The following is a 19,564-nucleotide window of genomic DNA, read 5'->3' on the forward strand; positions in this document are numbered from 1 at the left end:
TCGCGGTCAGCTACAACCACCGGCATGCCAACGACAAAACCTTCGGCCTTACCAGCACCTGGGGAAAAATCGAATACCAAACAGCTGATCAATGGCTGACCTTTGTAGGCTTCGTTGGCACCGCTAGCGATACCTTGAGCCAGTTCTTTGATTTCAGCACCCTTGTCGAAGACTTCCTGGTCGCCCAGTTTTTCATTCAACATGTCATCGACCATCTGAGAGAGCGACTTATCGGATTCTGCCGAGGACTCAGAACCGTTCTGGCTTTCGCCTTCATGGTTATTTTCGCCCTGGCCATCACCAGTCTCATCGCCCTTGCCGCTTTTCGCGCCAGCATTCTCAGTTTCGCCTTCGTCCTCTCCCTTGCCTTTAGGCTGAGAAGTGGTGTCGTCAGCATTACCCTGGCCTTTCCCTTGGCTTTCGCCATCTTGCTGAGTACCAGTATCGCCGGCAGCGTCTTCACCCTCACCATCACCTTGCGGATCAGATTTAGACTCGTCAGCTTCGCCATTGCCCTGGCCTTTGCCATCCTGCTCAGGATCGGTATCGCCGGCACCACTGTCGCCCTCGCCTTCACCTTTCGGATCGGCTTCGGAATCGTCAGCTTCGCCTTTGCCCTGGCCCTCGCCATCAGACTCAGCATTGTCATCATCACCTTGGCTCTGGCCTTCGCCAGATTCGTCGGTGTCATCAGACGGGGTTGGTTTGGATTCACTGGAGCCTTCGCCATCATCACCTTTACTTTCGCCGCTCTCAGGAGAGGGGCTAGGTTGGGACTGGTCTTGCTCTGCAAGCGACTTCAACAGTTCGATAATTTTGAGTGCAAGAGCCCCGCCATCCTCTGTCGAGTTAACAGACGGGAACTCAGCATCCAGCAGGTTACGCAGCTCAGGAATCACCTTGTCAGCGTGCTGAGCCAAGTGCTTGCGCAGATTGACTTCAACACGGGACGTAACAACACCAACCGTGGGCCAGCGTTTGGTGGTCAGGTATGCAAGGCAGTAGCACGCTACAGCCTCGCCCAGACCAGCCGACCCATCGCGGAAACGATCCCGCTTGATCAACACCATCGTTGAATCGAGCAGATACCGACCCGCAGTCTTCTTCCAAGCAGCCTGACGACCTTCCATGAACACGTCATCTAACGCATTCAAAAGGAAGCCGGCGAATGAGCCATGCTCTTTGCCGAAGGCCTGGAAGAAAGGAATGTTGCTGCGTTGGATATGACCAACTTCGTGGTAGCCATCGCCTTTGAACAACACCAAATCATCTGGTGTGAGTTCAGCTGGCAATGCCGGGAGCCACATGGTTTTACCATCAGTAGCAGGACTGCCACCGATTACAACCTTGAGCCCAGCATCACGGGCCAACGACTTCATGAATGGAATCCAACCCGCTGGTGCAGCTTTAGCATTACGCATTTCAGTCTCCTTATCCATTGCTGGGTTGTTACGCCCAGCATGGGCAATCCCCAAATCGAAGAACGGGAATTGGCCCTAGGGCCGAATCCAGCCCTAGGGGGAGTTGATTTAGATAGTGTTCAGCTTGTCAGCGGCCAACTCGAAAGCGAGTTGGCTGGCACGAAGCCGATAGCAGACATTTTCACGCTTCGTGGCGTGACGGACGGGGTGCAGCCTTTTCAAGCGCATTACCGCAACCGTGTACACCAGAACAGCGCGACCAATCTCGAAGCGGCACTGAGCCACACGAATTGCTTTGCTGAACATTACCTTTGCGTGCAGTTTTACAGAGGTATACATAGGGCGCAAAAATCTGCATCGCTACCGTATCTGTGGCCACTACCGGTTTGCCCAGTGCCAGGTACTCGTCTATCTTACGGGGATAGTTCCCGATCGTCATCTCGTTCAGCTCCTGGGGATTGATACATACATCAAAAGTGTTGATCCATGATGGCAACTCCGTTGTATGACGCACCCCCATAAAGTGTACGTTGTTCAACTGATGCAGTGCACTGTTGCGGAATGCATCGTCTTCCGGGCCAACCAGGACCAATGTCCATTCAGGACGTTGTGTTGCAATCTGCTGTAGCAATGAGATATCCAGCCGGGATGTAATTAGTGCGCCTACATAACCGATCACAGGACTTTTGAAATCTTTAAACGGCGGATGTATTTCTTTCGTCCAACTGAAATCGCATCCCTGCCCGATGTCAAAAGAAGCTTTATTGTACTTAGCACCATATGCTGCCAGGTAAGCTGAATTAGCAGCTACCATCGTTGCTTTCTGCATGAGCAGTGGCTCCAGTCGTACCCCATGCTTTTTAAAATATGGCTGACTGGTCAGGTTATCCCTGATATAATAGATGGTCTCCTGTACACCATCCAGCAATTCAGGCAAGTACTGTGCACGGAAAAAATCATTGTCGATGAACAACAGTGCATCACTAAATCCCAACCGCCGGGCCGCCTGGTTAATTTCCCGGGCGAGCCTTTTATTATTGACTAAATTGATCCTGTCAAAGAGCGACGGCAGGGGAATCCAGTTAATAGATTCCAGTACCGTGCGTGGATCCAGTGTCCAGAGCGAAGCGGTGATAGGCTTCAGGTCATTGGCGTCGCCACGCAGGCTTGCCTTTCTGGCCAGTACCTTCTCGTCATTGCTGGAACGGATGGCCGAAATCCTGTCCAATGCACGGTTTACATACAGTACACGGTTGTACTGACACAGCTCCTGCGCCATGTTCTTGCAGTTACTCCCAATGCGGATGTCCCAGGGCTGTAAGCCTACTATGATTATGTCCCGGTTCCTGATCATCTGGTTTTCCATTTAAGTAAATAACGATGCTGTACCACGGAGATCGCTTCCGGGTAGAACTGCAGCATATATTTTCCCACGTTGAGCAAGCTGGTATTGAGCTTACGGTAAAGGATGGTCTGCGTAATAACGAAGCAGATGCCATATGAGGTCATCGTACCATAAGCTGCGCCCATCAGTCCCATCTGCCGGGTATAGATCATGCAGATGAATATATTACAGATAGCCGTTACAGTGATCACATAGAAGTTCAGTTTGGGTTGGCCTATTGAATCCATAATAGTGCCAAACTGCTTGATGAAGGGCAGAAACAATCCATAAAATATAGTTACCTGCAAAACAGGTACAGCGCCCATATATCCCTGACCTGCAATGATACCTATTACCAGCTTAGGCAGCAGTACAATAGCAATGCTGGCAGGTACTGCTATTGCAAGAATGGAACCCACTGCTCTTTCGTAATAGTACTTCACCATTTTTAGGTTACCGTCTTCCATCATCTTCGCTGTCTTCGGAAAGAGAATGTCTCCCAATACCTGGCTAGGTACATCCACGAGATTGGATATGCGCAGGCATACATTGTATAGTGCAACAGAAGGAGTGCCTAAAAAAGACGATATAATAAATGAATCTGTATTACGGAAAATAGAAGAACTCACGTTCGTGCCAAACACCCATCTGCCAAAAGTCCACAACCTGCCAAACCATTCTTTATGATACCTGATCTGGCGGTTGACAAAGTTCCGTGCAAAGTAGCCGGATACAATAGTACCACATACCAGCCCGGCGTTGAAATACAGGATAAGCTGTGTTAACGTAATATCGTGGGCGATGATTAAATGAGCGATGATTAAAGTAAAACTCGTTCCCTGCCGGCCCAGGTATCCCCAGAAAATACCCCTGAAATCAGCATTGGCATTCTGAATCCATTCAAAATGAGAGAAGGGTATCAACAACAATAAGCCAGGCAGGAACAGGTACATCACCCCCGCTAATGGAGGTGCCTGCAACACTTTGCTCACGGGGATAATAAAGGCTGCAATCAGGATACCGATCAGGCCCGTGATCACAATATTGAGGTACAAAGCTGCAGACTGTATATGGGGGTGCTCTTCGGCAGCGTGACCATTGATGTATTTGATCACGGCGTTTTTAATCAGGCTTTGTCTTACGATCTCGATGATACCGGTATATACGAGAAAGAGGTTCCATACGCCCATGTCAGACTTGGTCAGTGAGCGGGTCAATACCAGCACACTGCCGATCCCGAACAGGAGTACGGCGATTTTCTGTAATCCGCTGTAGATGCCGGATTTCAGCCAGTAGGTGTATTTTGGTTCGCTCATTTCTTAGCTCAATTTAAGTTCCATGGGCTTTTCCAGGCTATACAGCCACCATGCGCCTGCGCGCATAGCCGCCTTGTACAGCAGAATAGGGATTACAACGGCAAAGCATAAACAAATGGCTAACAACACCGGCAGGTAGGTGATATGAAACACCTTTACCAGGCACATACGCACAGCCGATGCTACCAGCACATGGGAAACGTAAATGTAAAGTGAATGAAAGCCTGCTACCCGCAGCAGTTTCACACTGCCATAACGTTGCAACAGGAATGATATATTGATCATAAAGGCACAACCTACGAGTGCTATCAGCGCAAACAATATGGGCTGATGTTCTTCCACAAACAGGTTGTACTGGTTATTTAAATTCGTTACCAGAAAATAATACTGACCCGCGGCAAAGAAGGGCAGGAGGATCCAGAACAACCCCCAGCTGCTATACAGGGGATATTTGTTGCCGTCCAGTATCTGATCTGCAATCAGCTCACCTATAGCAAAGAAGAGATAAAAGTGACAGATATCGTAAATGAAACCAAGGTCAATATGATGTACAGATACATAACTGCTGTACATATACGCTGCAAAACCGATCACCAGCTGGTGCCAGATTTTGAGATGCAGCTTTTCCTTAGTCAGTATATACAACACGGTCACGTTGAACAGGGCATATAGGTACCAGAACTGATCGATGCGGCGGGGAAACAAAAAGATGTACCCGTAATCCGCAATTCCCCTGTTTGCATTCACCAGGCCGCTCAGGCAGATCTGAATAGTGATCTGCAGTGCGGACCATAACAGATATGGATACAACAGGATATTGAATTTATTGATGATCAGGTTTTTCATTCCTCTCTTTGCCAGGCTCTTACCAATGAACACACCAGACAGGATGAAGAACAGCGGCATACGGAAGCTGTAGAAAATGATGTTTGCATTTTCCAGCCAGCTAAACTGTGTCGCCTCCACGCCTGAGCGGCTGATGCCCTCAAAGATGTGACGGTACAGTACCAGTATAATGGCAATGCCACGTGCGTAATCAATCCACGCCAGCCTGTTGTTGCCAGGTTTCGCTGTGCTCATTATAGATCTATATTTTCTGGTTCAACAAAGTTTAATACCGCACCACTGAACTTGCCATTCAGACTATGCAGGAAGGAGATCGTCTCCCTGTCGGTCTGGTTCACACCTGATCTTGCGGATACTACTGTGATGATGGTATCGGCATACTGCATCAGTTCCTTACTATCAGCACGGTCATTGAGTGCAGCACCTTCCAGCAGAATGTAATCGTACTCGCTGGTGAGTGTGCCCAGGTGTTCCAGCAGGTTGCCCGGTTTCAGAATTTCAGCTGGTGTGTACTCACCACCTTCACAGCCAATGATGAATACATTTGGCATGGTGGTAGGAGAGATGAGGTCTGCAATACTTTCTGCATTGACCCCACCTGCAGCATTAAAACTTTCCAGTACCGGCTTTGCTTCAAACTCCTGCGTTAATGTATTGTGCGGAAACTGTGTATCGATGATCAATACTTTCTTATGACTCAGGCTCAGGCTGTACGCCAGTGCCTTTACGATGGTAGATTTACCTTCGCCTGGTTTTGCACTTGTAAGCAGGAAGATCTTCTTACCACTGTGTTCCATTTCAAAACGCAGCTTGCGCAGCAGCTCACGGAAGGCAGCCGTATCGAGTTGCTTCAGGGAAGGATCGGTAAAGATATCTTCCAGTGGTGTTTTCTTCAGGTTGATCCTGTTCACTACACCCAGCAGTTTCAGTTCCAGAACTCTCAGGAACTGGGTAGGCGTCTTGATGCTTACGTCAATGTATTCCAGGAAGATGATGAGAATACAGCAGAACACAGCTACCGCCATACCTGCCATTGCAATAATGATCAGGCGTTTGGAAGGCTCTGGTTCTACGGCAGGCTGACCATACAGGATCTGGTGGAAGTTGTCCATCGGTGCGATCTTGTTGTTCACCGCTGCATCGTAACGGGATTTGATGCTCTCATATTCCTGTTGTGCCAGTTCTACTTCTTTTTGCAGTGCCAGGTTGTTTGCACCTCTCGAAGCAGTCGCGCCCATGCTGCTATTCAGTTGCCTGATTTTTTGTTCATAGGCGACAATGTTCTGTTGTGCAGATCTCACCTGCAGGTCCAGGTCACTTTTCTTCTGTTGCAGATCTGCCTTGGTGGTGCCGGGGCTGGTAGCAGTAGGTGCTGCAGAAGCCATGGCCATCAGTTTGGCAGAATAATCGTTTCTTGCCTTTTTGTATTTATTATACAGGTCCGGATCATTACCACCTTTGCTCTGGTATTCATTAGAGGCATCATTCATTTTTTCGCGCAGCGTGGCCAGCTCTGAATTAGAGCTATTGGTGGCAGCAGCATTCTGTGTGCTGGTACTTTCCATTTCAGACAGGCGTTGGGTTACCTGCTGCAGGGCCAGTTGTGCACTGGTCAGAATTGCCTTTTCATCGGCCAGCCTGCTTTCGAAGTTGGAGATCTGTTCCAGTGTGCTGGAGCTTTCTACAGTGGCATCGAGGGTACCCATCGTCTTGATGTTCCCGATCTTGAGATCCAGTTCCTCGCGTTTCTGATCCACCAGTTTCTTCAGTGTTTCGATATTCTGCACCGTTTGCTGGTTACGGCTGGATTCATAGTTACGCATGAATTCTGCCACTACCTGGTTCACGATATAGGCAGACAGCTCAGGGTTGACAGAACGGTATTGAATATCGATAAAGTCAGTGCGTTGCACACGACCTACGTACAGCACATAACGCAGTGTTTCGAGGTCGTACCTGTATATATTTAACAGCTCCAGTATTTTCCTTTCCTCAGGATCATAAGAACTGAGCAATTGCTCTTCATTGTATTTTTTGGTAAGAATTTCGATCGCCTTCTGCCTGTTCAGTTTGCGGTAGATAGGTGATTTGCGGTCCTCTTCACTGGGCACCCTGAATGGTTTATCAGGGTTTTCCAGGTCGTGCAGCATGAGATTGTAACCGGTCAGGCCCAGTACACGGGGTGACTTGATTGCCTCAACTGCGTTGTTAAATTTCACATCGATCTCGTACACGTTGAAGCTTTCATCTTTGAGTTTTACCTGGTCATTCATGGTATACCCGGTAGCAAGTTGGGCAACGGACTTGTACAGTTTTTCCTGGTGTAGGGTTAACATAAAGGCCGCCAGCACTGCCATCAATGTGCTGATGATGATTAACCATTTTCTCCTCAGTAGTGATTTGAATAAATAAATCAAATCCATATCGGCGTATTCTTTAAAGTGTAAAAAAATCTAATCTAAAATGACCGAAAAAATCCGGTTCACACCGGACTTTTTCGGTAACAAATAAGTAATCAATCAAAGAATGGTAGTTATTAATTTTTAATCAACTTAACAGTCTTCACTACATTTTGTCCATCTATTACCCGCAATATGCAAGGACCAGCTGGAATTTGTGATGTACTGAGATCGACATTGATACGTTGACTGCCGGCATCGAGTTTACCAAGTACTCTTGAGTAAAGGATCTTACCGGAAATATCTGAGACTACGATGCTTATATTATTGCTGGTCTTACCGGTGTTCGACAGATCCAGGGTTACACCGGAAACGAACGGATTCGGGAAGACATTGGCCAGCGTCACTTTGCCGGCGGCATCGCTGTTAGTCAGTTCACTTGTCAGGTAGTTGTTCTTCTTAGCCATGATCAGGGATGGATCCAGGTCACTGGCTGATGGTGTATACTGCTGTATTACCAGGGCACCGATGTAGCCGTAGATGGAGTTGCCACCTGCCTGTACATTGATGTATGCCTCACCGTTTGCATCAGGCACGATGTCGTTGATCTGAACGGTATTGCTGGTATTGTATCCGGCATTCAGCGATACAGTGGAGGTGCCAACGGTGTAGTTGGTAGTTCTGTCTCCATCGCCATTGCGGCTTGCGAAGAATACGAAGTTGTAACGCTTAGCCAGGTTCAGACCAGAGATCTTCAGCTGACCGACCACATTGATATCTACCCAGTAGGTACTGCTGATTACATTGTCAGGATAAATACCTGAGTTGTTGCCAGTGTTCATACCAAAAGGATTGTCACCAGTGAAAGCCTGGGTGATGGTCATGGTCAGGCCGGTATTGTTGCCGCTTTCATCTCTCAGGTTCGGGAACGTAGCACCCTGGAAAGGACCGGAATTGGTATTGTTCCATGGCGTACCGGCAGGGGTATATACGTTACAGTTGATGTACACTGCGTTGATGAAAGTAGAAGCACTGGCAGTGTTGGTATATTCAGACTTCGTAGTATCCTTGATGGCGCGGATCTTATAGTAGTAGCGGGTATCTGTTCCCAGCCCTGCATCAGAATAAGAATTCACGTTGTTTCCTACTGTGGCCAGCAGGGTGAAGGTACTGTTGTCTGTAGAACGGTATACCTGGAACCCGGTTTCGTTTGTTGAGTTATCCTGCCATTTCACGTTGATACTGGTCTTGGAAGTTGCAGTAGCAGTAGCGTTGGTAGGATTCAGCGGAGAACCGTTGTCGATGAAGTATTGTAATACTACAGCGTTGATATAACCGTAAGTAGCGCCGGTAGATGGTTTCACAGTGAACAGGATGGCACCGGTGCTGTCTGCCGCGATACCGTTAATCTGAACAGTATTGCTGGTGTTGTTTGCTGCATTCAGTGTCACGGTGTTGCTGCCTACTGTGAAGTCTGTATTCTTATTATCGTTACCGGTACGACTTCCGAAGAAGATCAGGTTGTAACGGTAGGTAGAAGACAGGCCGGTGATCTTGATCCTCCTGGCTGTTGATTCACTGGTATAGTAAGTAGTAGCCAGTACGTTGTCAGGATATACGCCACTGTTATTGCCGGTTGTAGCACCGCTGGCATTGGTACCTGTGAAGGCATCCTGCAGGGCGATCTTAATGGCAGTAGTAGCACCGGTTTCGTCTACCACGGTATTGATAGCAGCAGTATTGCTTGGATAAGAATTGAAGTTATTCCATGGCGCATCAGCAGGCAACGTCTGGTTGAAGTTGAAGTATACTGATGTCAGATTCTTATCCCTGATGTAGATTACGAAAGTCCGGGCTGTGCTACCACCGTTGTTGTCAGTAGCGGTAACTGTTACGGTGTACCTGCCCACATTGCCGGCAGCAGGCGTGATGGCGATATTGCCTGTACCATCGCCGTTGTCAGTCAGCTTCGCGAAAGATGGCAGGTTGGTGGCTTTCAGTGTCAGCACATCACCGGCATCATCTGTAGCGTGCAGTGTTACAGTAGCGGTCTCGTTGTATTTGATGGTCACACCAGCGATTGAATCCAGTTTAGGATTGTTATTGCCGGTAGTGATGCTTACTGTATCAGAGAATGCAGAATTGCCATTTCCGTTAATCGCCCTGATGGCATAGAAATAAGTGTTGAGTGCTTTTGCCGAAGTATCGGTATAGCTTACGGCATTTGCAGCAGCTGTTGGTGTGAGCAGGCTGTAAGTACCTGTTCTTGTGGCAGCGCGCCATATTTCGTAAGCAGTTTCGTTGAAGGCAACGTCTTTCCATGTCAGGTTCACACCAGTTGCACCGCTGGCCACGGCCAGGTTAGTTGGTTTGGCAGGTGCGCTACCATCGTCGTATGCTACTTTCACCACCATTGCATTCAGGTAGCCGTATACAGAGCCGGTACCATTCTGCAGATCGATGCTGATTTCGTTGTTTACATCAGGCGATACATTGTTGATCGCAACAGTATTCTTTGTATTGGATGCTGCCTGCAGAGACACAGTCGTAGTACCAATGGTGTAATTGGTCAGACGGTTGTCAGTTACATCGGCGCGTGCACCAAAGAATGTGAAGCTATACTTGCTGGTGCTGCTCAGACCATACAGTTTCAGTGTCTGTTTGGTGGTATTGGTCCAGTAAGCAGTTCTCATTACGTTGTCAGGATACACACCGGAGTTATTGCCCGTATTCGTACCATAATAGTTAGAACCATTACCCAGTGCACTCCAGTTACTTACGATCTTGATACCAACGGTAGTGGCTACGCTGTTCTGATCTTTCAGGTTCGGGAACAGGTCGTTCTGTACCGGTGCCTTGCCTGTACTGTTCCATGGAGCAGATGGCGGATAAGATCCATCGGAGAAGTTCACATAGAGGGTACGGCTTGGATCCACGTCAGTCACCGTGATGGTGAAGGTTTTAGTATCGATACCACCTTTACCGTCATTAGCATTCACAGTTACATTGTAAGTACCTGCATCGACGTAGGTAGGAGCGAGGCTGATAGTCGCATTGCTACCATTTGTGATCAGTGTAGCGAAAGAAGGCAGGCCGCTGGTGGTCCAGGCGATGGAGTCAGTCGCGTTGCCATCAGTAGCAGTCAGGCCAACGGAAGAAGTGGTGGCTTCTGCCAGTGTCACATTGTTCACAGCGCCAATCACTGGTGTGTAGTTGTCATTCACAGTCAGGGTGAATGAAGTGCTCGCAGTACCGCTATGCTGATCGGCAGCAGTTACAGTAATGTTGGCATAGGTACCCTGGTCGGTAGTGGCAGGATTGAAGGTCAGTGTTGCTGTACCATTCCCCGTGTTGGCAAATGTTCCGAAGGCAGGTACATTCGCTGCCGTCAGCGCCAGGGTTTCGCCATCTGCATCAGTAGCGGTGATGTTCAGCACGAGCTGGGCGTCGTACCTAACTGACCTGTTCACCAGCTGTGTGATTACAGGCGGCGTGTTGAGTGTGTAAATTCCGGTGCTGTTAGTAAATAAGGAATATCCGCCTTCGTTCTTAGCACGCACCTTATAGAAATACTTCACGTTGGCAAACAGTGCAGAGTCGTTGTACACGGCAGTGGAAGTACTGTTTGCAGCAACAGTGGTAAATAACTTGAAATTACTACTGTCATTTACTGAGCGGTAAATTTCAAAGCCGGTCTCATTCGCAGAGTTATCATTCCAGTTTAACTGGATCTTGTTTGTACTCAGCGCAGTCAGTGTCAGGCTGGTCGGAGCAGCAGGTACCGCTGGCAGAGCCAGTGTAGTGGCTCTCATGTTCCTGTAGAGGAACGCGCTATCAGGCATCAGGCGTTTGGTAATACCCGGACCTGCGTAGCTGGCAGATAAAGACTGGCCACCACCATTTTGAAAATAGGTTACGTAGATGGGGTATCTGCCAGCGGTAAGAACCTTTGTACCGGAACGTTCGGTAGTTGCCTGCTTGTAGTTATTGTTCACAACCCTGTTAATCTCGCTAAAGCCTCCGATATATAATTTACTACCATCGTCTGATGCAGTATAGAACGTATATGTGCCGGTAGTTGGAATATTGATATAACCACCGAACTTGAGAGCATAGTAAGTGTCACGGTCCCTTACATTCAGGTTCACATTGGTGGTGACACCGGATATATAAGGAGTGAGGGCGTTGAAGTTAGGCAGTGAATCGAATGTGCCTGGATATTCACCCCAGATCAGGCCACCTGTTTCGGCAGGGTTGAAACCTGAATCACCGTATTTATTGATCGCTTTTACACGATAGTAGTAAGTGGTAGCGGCTACCAGGTTACTATCAGTGTAAGTAACCACGTTAGCGGCGGTGGTAGCTATCGTTGTATAAGGACCTGCCTGTGCAGTAGCACGGTATATTTCAAAACCGGTTTCGTTGCTGCTGCTGTCTGCCCATGTCAGTTTGATCTTGTTGTAAGCAGTTGCAGTCGCCAGCACATTGCCGGGGTATTTAGGTACAGCACCATTGGTCACTGTTTTCTTGAAGTAGTCAGCACTGATCTGTGTAGCGCTGACAATACCATTTGCCGTATTCTTCCAGGAGAGGGTGAATGATTGAGTGCCTGTGTAATCGAAGTAAGCGGCAGCAATCTTGTGCATACCTGCAGTCAGGTAGATGGTAGCTGACCGGTCACGGGCATTGTGTATACCATCGTTGTTAACGAGTGGAGTTACGGAATTATCGTACTTGCTGTCTATCCACAGTTTACTACCTTCATTGGAATTGATGATGAAGGTATAGTTGCCGGTTACCGGGATACGGATCTCACCTTCCCATACCATGCCAAAGTAATCGTCCTGGTTACGTACGCTGAGATCAGGGATAGCAGAGTAACCTGTTTCAGCTGGCACCAGGTTATTGAAGTCAGGCAACACAGTCCATGTACCGGTATAGTAACGGTAAACGAGGCCGTTGGCCACAGCATAGGCACTTACCTGGTTGCTGCGGGTAGAAGAGTTTCCGGCTACGTCCCTTGCTTTTACTACAAAAGAATAGAGGGAATCACTCTTCAGGCCATAAGCCGTAAAGGTTGTCTGATCACTTCCCACGGTGTAGGATTTGATGCCATTGATATAGATATCGTATTTATATACGTCTACATCGTCGGTAGAGATTGTCCAGGATAGAGAAACTGCGCTCGAAGTAGTACCCACCACAGTGAGATTGCCGGGAGCAGTAGGCGGCGTATTGTCTACCTGAGTCTGGGCAATGGCCTCATTGCTGTTGGCAGCAGCGCTGCTTTCGTTCACAGCACGTACGATGTAGAAGTACTTTGTGTTGGGGTTCAACAGGCTGTCTGTATAAGTAACCGCATTGGCAGCAGTCAAACCGACCAGGGTATATGGGCCGCCGGCAGTAGAACCGCGGTATACCTCATAACCTGTTTCGTTGTAAGTAGCATTTGGATTGTCTGTCCAGTCGAGGGTAATGGCTGTTTTTGAAATAGCCGTCGCTGTTAGGCCGGAAGCAGGCGCCGGTGCGTTGGTTCCGCTGGCAGGCACTACATTGAATGGTGCGGACCATTCGCTGGAGCAACCGTAGAGCTCAGTTACCTTTGCGTGGTACTGACCGGCAGTGCTGGCGCTGTAATTCTGAGTGGTAGCTAGTGTAACGGTATCGGTTACTTTCTGCCACAGGTAAGAAGTATAGCCACCAGGCAGTGTCAGGGTCACAGCTGTGTTTCCGTCAGGGGCAGGGATCACCTTACTCATCAGGCCGGAAATAGTGATAGGAGGGGTCTGTGTGGGCGCTTTCTGTTTTACCACAACAGGCGTTGTGGAATAATCAGACCATACAGTTCCTCTCTTTATTCTCGCGTCGTAGGTACCATATTCGGTCACTACCAGTTCATTTGTATTAGCGCCGGGAATGGTCACTCCATTCTTGCGCCATTCGTAGCCATCAAAACCTGCTGTCAACCCTAATGTACAGTTCACTGCTTCACCAGGGCAAAATTCGTAGTGGCCGTATTTAGGCCAGGGGTTAGTTTTGTTCTGCCTGTTAATCCATGGCCAGTAGTCAGCTTCAGCCCATGCGTTGTTCCAGATACCGTGGCCCCCGTTGGGGTAAATAGTTTCTTTCCAGTTACCACCTGCAAGAGAATCTGCGGTCATAACCTGTGATGTGGTGTTAGGGTGTGGATTGTTATCCAGGCCACCCTGGAAGATCCAGAGAGGAATGTACTTGAATACGTCCACCTGGTCTTTGTAAGCAATAGAACAGCCGCTGATAGGCAGGAAGCCTGCCACCAGTGTAGGGTAGGCAAACATAAATTCCCAGGTGGCAGTACCACCTGCAGAAAGACCGTCTACGAAGATCCTGTTTACATCGAGCTTGTTGCTGGCGATAAGTGTGTCGAGGATCTGTTTTACGAATGAATAGTGCGGTGCACCGAAATATCCGGTGGTGTTCTGGGGAACAAGAATAAAGCCGTCAAAACTACCATTGTCGACAGCAGCACAGAATTTGCCGCCACCATGGTACAGGGAATATTCGTTGTCGTAAATTCCACCACTTTCCCCTTTACCGTGGAAGAAAATAAAGATGGGGTACTTCTTACCGTCTGCTACACCTTGCTGATAGCTCTTGGGATATTTGAGGCGAAAAGGCATCCCATTCAGGTAGTAACACTTGTAAGAGTCTTTGTTCGTGAAATTGACATCGCTGCGGAGTGTACGTACCCATTTGCCAATCGTACCCCACGAGGGTGCGGTAGGAGGATTATTAGGGTCGTAGTTAACAACGGGGTCGCCTGAATTAAATATCTGTGCGTTGGCTATATGGCCAAAGCCCATGATAAAAAACAGACAGATTGCGTAAAATTTCCTCATATGGATAAGTGTTTCAGTTGTAAACCGATTAATTAACTTACCCAGCAAGTTTTGGCAATACTGCGATCAAAAAATTCACATGTATCCTAACAACTGTTTAGGCCAACTCAATGCTGAGCGGCTTTAAATAGGAAAACGGCTAAAAATATTATCGTGAGGTTTTAAATGAGGATTGGTCGGCGAGATTATATTAGAATGCTAAGGTAGTATAAAATTTAAAAGAAGCAAATCTTTTTTAATACATTAACAATTCGTTTTTTAAATCCCTGTAATGCTGATGTGTTAAGGATTATAACCTTTTTTAAGATTTGGATGTAGACACTTTGTATACTCTTTTGTGTTCTTCCGTATGCAACTTTTCTCTCTTTCCATGTAAATAAAATCCAATAACTGTGTACCGCACAAACCACTGGTAGGTGAGCAGGGAGATGGCCACTGGTACGATGAAACATAATACCGGTTTCACAATTCCCGGCAACCGGGTATCTCCCAGCCATGCCTGCATCATATATACCAGCCCTACATGCACCAGGTACACCCAGTAAGAGGCGTCAGAGAGGTAACGCATAATATATGATTCCGCATTGACCCAGCGCAGGAATATGCCCAGGAAACCAAGCACGAGCGATACCGTAGCAATAGTCATACCCAATTTCAGCAAGATACCGGCTGCAGTACTATTATAATATATCACTAATGCAACAGTCAGGCCAATCGCTGTAAACACTGCCCCATAGCGTTTTAGCAGGGGGAAATATTTTTCTTTGTGCGCATGCAGTACCCACCCTGCGTATACGAAAATGCCATAATATAGAATATAATTTGGCTTTGGTACCAGCCCCGGTGTGTATTTTATATAGTAAGTGTCAAACAGTAATAATGATGCAAAGGACCCCATCAGTAGTAGTGCAGGCATGATGGCAACCGGCACCTGGGGCAATTTCAACCGCAGTAGTACAATACCAATGATGTAAAACAGCGTAAGGTAATACAGGAACCACAGGTGAACCGGACCTCGCCAGATCACAATATTGTGGAGGATCAGGGAGATGTCCGGACCGGTGAGGTGCTGGCCCCCACCGGTGACGGTGTACGCTGTAAGCGGCAGATTGGTAAAGGGAAGGATCAGGAACAGACCCACTACGAAGGGGATCAGGATACGTTGCGTACGATGCTTGATGAACGCAGCTTCGCCAATCCTGAAGTATAACAAACGGAAGAAGAACCCGGCTATCAGGTAGAATAACTGCATCCGGAAGGTGTGTATAACAAAAAAGATGACATCATAAGCACCGCTGCTATAGTGCGGGTCATGATAAAAATTTTCGAACGGGGTAGCAGTATACGCCATCACGGCATGTAGTACCACGCCCAGGAACATGGCCAGGGCCCGGAGTGCATCCATGCTGTTAATACGCTGTGAATTGGAAGTAATCGACATCTTTTAATTGTATATTTTACGCATTCATAACGGCTGTTTCTCTTCTGGCCTTTTCCCATACAGCAGATTGCTGTTTCCTGATATACCGGAAAAAACCTTCGTATATCGCCACATTCATAAAGAGAAAATAAAACGGAATATAGCAGGGCTTGAATTTAATATCTCTCTTAGCGAGAAAAAATCCGGCAACTGCGAGTATATAAAATATTACCTGTGCGGCAAAGATGAACTGGTATAAACCCCCTGCTCCCTGCAAAGTCAGTACTGCTGAGGATAAGAACAGTATTGGCAAACTGAGGGGGCTCAGTGTCCAGCGCAGTACACGGTGCGAAATGTACTGGAAGGAGAGGAGGGGATACCGGAATACATTGAGCAATGCACGCAGCATAACAATCGATTGGAAACCGCCGGCACTGATGCGGATCTTGCGCTTGTGTTCTTCTTCAATACCTGCAGAGGGCGTTTCCATTGCAAAGGCATCTGGAGCATAAGCAATCCTGTAGCCCATCTGGTTCACCCGGAGCGAAATGATAAAATCATCTAAAATCACTGCTGGTTCTACAGGTGTAAAAAGTACAGTTCTTACGGAAAACAATTCACCGGCAGCGCCGACCACTGTATACAGGGCAGCATCCAGTCGCTTTAATAATGATTCATATTTCCAGTACACACCCTCAGTGCCCGCTGCACCACTGTTGCCGGCAGCCATTACTTTTTTCTCTCCGGCTACACCACCGGTTTTTGGATCCTGGTAGTGGCGCACAATATTTTTAACAGCAGCTGCGTTCAGCAATGTATTTGCATCGCAGAAAATCACGATCGGCGTGTGCACGGTCTGCATAGCCCTGTTGATGGCCGCTGTTTTCCCTTTTCTCTCCTGTTCATGCATCCCATTTATACGTGGGTACTGCTGCACTATTTTATCAGATCCGTCATTAGACCCGTCTGTGATAATTATTATTTCTAATTTATCAGCAGGGTAATCCAGTTCGAGTGTATTCTTTATTTTCTCTGGTATAAAGGTCGCTTCATTATATGCTGCAATGATGAGGGTGACTGCGGGCTCAAATGCAGTAGACTCCCCGGAACCCCTTGATAGCAGCCGCTTGCAGACTACAAGTATCCCTACCAGGAAACCATACCCGATATAATTATAGAATAGTATGAATAAGCTGGTGTAGAATAAAATAGTCATCGTTTAAATTGGCTTTACAGGGGTTATGCGATCGTAATTACAATGCCAAATTAAAGAAGAAAAATTATTGTGTGTCAATATAGTGATGCATCAACCGCAATTTTAGTATCGTTTACTTTCAGTTTTGCATCATTCACGAGGAATTCTTTATCATTTGCCAATTTCAAGATATTATAAAATAATAATTATTATACTTTTACGCAGATTTCAAATAAAGACCATCAGATTGTTGTCTTTCATGTTGCAAAAAAATATAGTTCAATATTTTATTTGCACTATTCAGGAATAATAAATATTTTTACCCTGAATATAGCAATCTGCTAAATGTAACCATAGCCATCTCCTCTGAAATTCACTTTAACCGATTTGTCCTGAAATGAACTACCACCGCAGTATTTGCGCGTATGCAATATATTATTGCGTATATGCACTTACCTGTAAGTGGCCATTTTTAGTGATAATTCTACCTTATCCTCCTGGAAGATCAAAGAGATTCCATTTGCCCATTCTACGACTGCCAACGTTGTAGCGTGTATGCATTTGGTTTACTGAACAATCTTTTATGTTCTAAACCGGAGTAAAATGAAAAAGAAGATTTTAATAGTAGACGACAGTGCCCCAATGCGATTTTTGCTAGAAGCGATGTTAGGCAATAAATACAAAGTATATGCTGCCACAGACGGACTGACTGCAACCATGTGGTTATCCGGCGGCAACATTCCGGATCTGATTATCACGGATGTGCAGATGCCAAACATAGACGGTTGGCAGCTGGCCAAGAACCTTGCAGGAAACGCACTGTATAGCGATATACCAGTTATCGTGCTGACAGGTATGGACCTGAAGGACAATATACCCCTGTATCCCAATGTAGCAAGAGTGTTGAACAAACCATTTGATCCAATTAAGTTGCTCGAGATTGTAGATAACCAGTTAAGCACAAGGCAGTCTGTGAGTATAGCGGGATGATCCTTTAGTCGTTTCCCCCCCAGCACCATTGTTACACAAATCACTTAAGTAAACCGAACGCACATGATATCTAATCTACCATTGAGCTATCCGAATGCCAGGAAGAAATCCGGTACCAAAGTCATCGCGATGACCTCGAGTCACGTGAACAGGTACTCGCTTTGTATCGGTAATGATGAGTTCTTCGATGGTGTCACTGGCAAAACGGATGAGTACATTTTTACAGTGAAAGAGTTGTCACTTTCAGTGAATGTGCTGAAGGAACAACTGCACAACAATGTTGTACCTACATATATCATATGTAATGTACAAGGCAATCCCCAATTCAACCTGCGCATGCTCAGGGATTTTATTCGCACTGAATCCCGGCTGGCAAAAGTACCTGTATTTGTTTATACCGAAGCATTATCAGCAACGCTGAAACAAGAGCTCCGCACCATTGGAGGTATCGATGATATCCTCACCCCTGATGTTACCCCTGCGATATTTGAAGAAAAGCTGCGCACTGCTCAGCTGATCCGCCAGATGGCACAGACTGTTGAAAAAGATGACAGTGCTGCCTCCATCAAACCTGTCTATTATCTTAACTATTCCATCAAGCGTGGCCTGGATATTTTATTTGCAGGTACACTGCTTTTATTGTTGTCCCCATTATTTCTCGTCCTCGCTATTCTGATCAAACTGGAGTCCAAAGGGCCTGTTTTCTATGTGTCCCGCCGCGCCGGCAACCGCTACCAGATCTTTAAATTTTACAAGTTCCGCACCATGGTAGCGGATGCTGACAAACAGGTAGCCCAGATGACACACCTGAACCAGTACGATACTAACGGTACCGGGCCTGTGTTTTTCAAAGTAAGCAACGACCCCCGTGTCACCCCACTGGGCACCTTTCTGCGCAACACCAGTTTAGATGAAATTCCCCAGCTGCTGAATGTATTGCTGGGCCACATGTCGCTCGTAGGCAATCGCCCCCTGCCACTGTACGAAGCCGCTACTCTCACGACAGACGACTATGCAGGCCGCTTTCTGGCGCCTGCCGGCATCACCGGTCTCTGGCAGATCAAAAAGAGAGGAAATAAAGATATGAGCGTGATCGAGCGTATCAACCTGGATAAAAGTTATGCTGAAAAGCATTCTGTGCTGTACGATATATGGATTCTCGCCAATACTCCGAATGCCCTGAGGCAAAAGGATAATGTATAAAATAATAATTACCGAATACGATTATGAGTTTGCAAGAACAAACACCATTGGTGTCCATTATTGCCCTTAATTTCAACCAGACAACTGTTACCTGCGAATTTCTGGAGTCTACAAAAAAGCTGACCTACCGCAATTTTGAGACGATCCTCGTAGATAACGGGTCCAGCGTTGATCCTACTGCACAAATTGAAGCAGGCAACTATCCGAATCTCCGCCTCATTCTGAGCCCGGTAAACCTGGGCTTCACCGGTGGTAACAACCTCGGTATTGAGCAGGCAAAAGGCGATTTTGTATTCATTGTAAATAATGATACAGAGGTAACGCCCGACCTGTTGGAGCACCTGTTGCAACCATTTTATGAAGACGGAACCATTGGCGTGGTATGCCCCAAAATCCGCTTTTACTCTCACCCTAATGTGATTCAATACGCCGGCTTCAACAAGATGAACCTCCTTACAGGCCGTACCTGGGCTGTAGGTAGCAAGGAGGAAGATAAAGGTCAGCACGATGTA

At 47.1% G+C, this 19,564-nt stretch carries 10 protein-coding genes and 1 pseudogene; 3 read left to right on the forward strand and 8 right to left on the reverse strand.

What is annotated here, in order from left to right:
- The 8 genes and pseudogenes from ABDW16_RS29770 to ABDW16_RS29805 form a co-directional block, all read right to left on the reverse strand.
- A pseudogene (locus tag ABDW16_RS29770) lies at positions 1–1,439 on the reverse strand (hypothetical protein); the annotation flags it as partial.
- Between the two features lie 163 nt (positions 1,440–1,602).
- Positions 1,603–2,775 carry a glycosyltransferase gene (locus ABDW16_RS29775; protein ID WP_343674948.1) on the reverse strand — a complete coding sequence of 391 codons (1,173 nt, stop codon included), beginning with the start codon at positions 2,773–2,775 and terminating at the stop codon, positions 1,603–1,605.
- On the reverse strand, positions 2,772–4,121 hold the full coding sequence (locus ABDW16_RS29780) for an oligosaccharide flippase family protein (RefSeq protein ID WP_343674950.1): 1,350 nt from the start codon (positions 4,119–4,121) through the stop codon (positions 2,772–2,774). The genes ABDW16_RS29775 and ABDW16_RS29780 overlap by 4 nt, the downstream gene beginning before the upstream one ends.
- Before the next feature lie 3 nt (positions 4,122–4,124).
- Positions 4,125–5,201: an acyltransferase gene (locus ABDW16_RS29785; RefSeq protein WP_343674952.1), complete on the reverse strand. Its 1,077-nt coding sequence runs from the start codon at positions 5,199–5,201 to the stop codon at positions 4,125–4,127.
- Complete coding sequence (locus ABDW16_RS29790; RefSeq protein WP_343674954.1) at positions 5,201–7,390, reverse strand: Wzz/FepE/Etk N-terminal domain-containing protein; 2,190 nt, start codon at positions 7,388–7,390, stop codon at positions 5,201–5,203. The genes ABDW16_RS29785 and ABDW16_RS29790 overlap by 1 nt, the downstream gene beginning before the upstream one ends.
- 113 nt (positions 7,391–7,503) lie before the next feature.
- A complete protein-coding gene (locus tag ABDW16_RS29795; RefSeq protein ID WP_343674955.1) occupies positions 7,504–14,244 on the reverse strand; it encodes a fibronectin type III domain-containing protein in 6,741 nt (2,246 codons plus the stop codon).
- 301 nt (positions 14,245–14,545) lie between these two features.
- Positions 14,546–15,685, reverse strand: a complete 1,140-nt coding sequence (locus ABDW16_RS29800; RefSeq protein ID WP_343674956.1) for an acyltransferase family protein — start codon at positions 15,683–15,685, stop codon at positions 14,546–14,548.
- A gap of 16 nt (positions 15,686–15,701) precedes the next feature.
- Positions 15,702–16,880: a glycosyltransferase family 2 protein gene (locus ABDW16_RS29805; RefSeq protein ID WP_343674957.1), complete on the reverse strand. Its 1,179-nt coding sequence runs from the start codon at positions 16,878–16,880 to the stop codon at positions 15,702–15,704.
- Between the two features lie 582 nt (positions 16,881–17,462).
- On the opposite strand from ABDW16_RS29805, the gene ABDW16_RS29810 reads away from it, so the two are divergent.
- The 3 genes from ABDW16_RS29810 to ABDW16_RS29820 all read left to right on the forward strand — a co-directional run.
- Positions 17,463–17,849, forward strand: a complete 387-nt coding sequence (locus ABDW16_RS29810) for a response regulator (protein ID WP_343674958.1) — start codon at positions 17,463–17,465, stop codon at positions 17,847–17,849.
- 63 nt (positions 17,850–17,912) lie between these two features.
- Positions 17,913–19,052, forward strand: a complete 1,140-nt coding sequence (locus ABDW16_RS29815) for a sugar transferase (RefSeq protein ID WP_343674959.1) — start codon at positions 17,913–17,915, stop codon at positions 19,050–19,052.
- A gap of 23 nt (positions 19,053–19,075) precedes the next feature.
- Positions 19,076–19,564 (forward strand): glycosyltransferase (locus ABDW16_RS29820; protein WP_343674960.1); only part of this gene is annotated, 489 nt, incomplete at its 3' end.

It is taken from the genome of Chitinophaga sp. (assembly GCF_039596135.1).
Lineage (GTDB): Bacteria > Bacteroidota > Bacteroidia > Chitinophagales > Chitinophagaceae > Chitinophaga.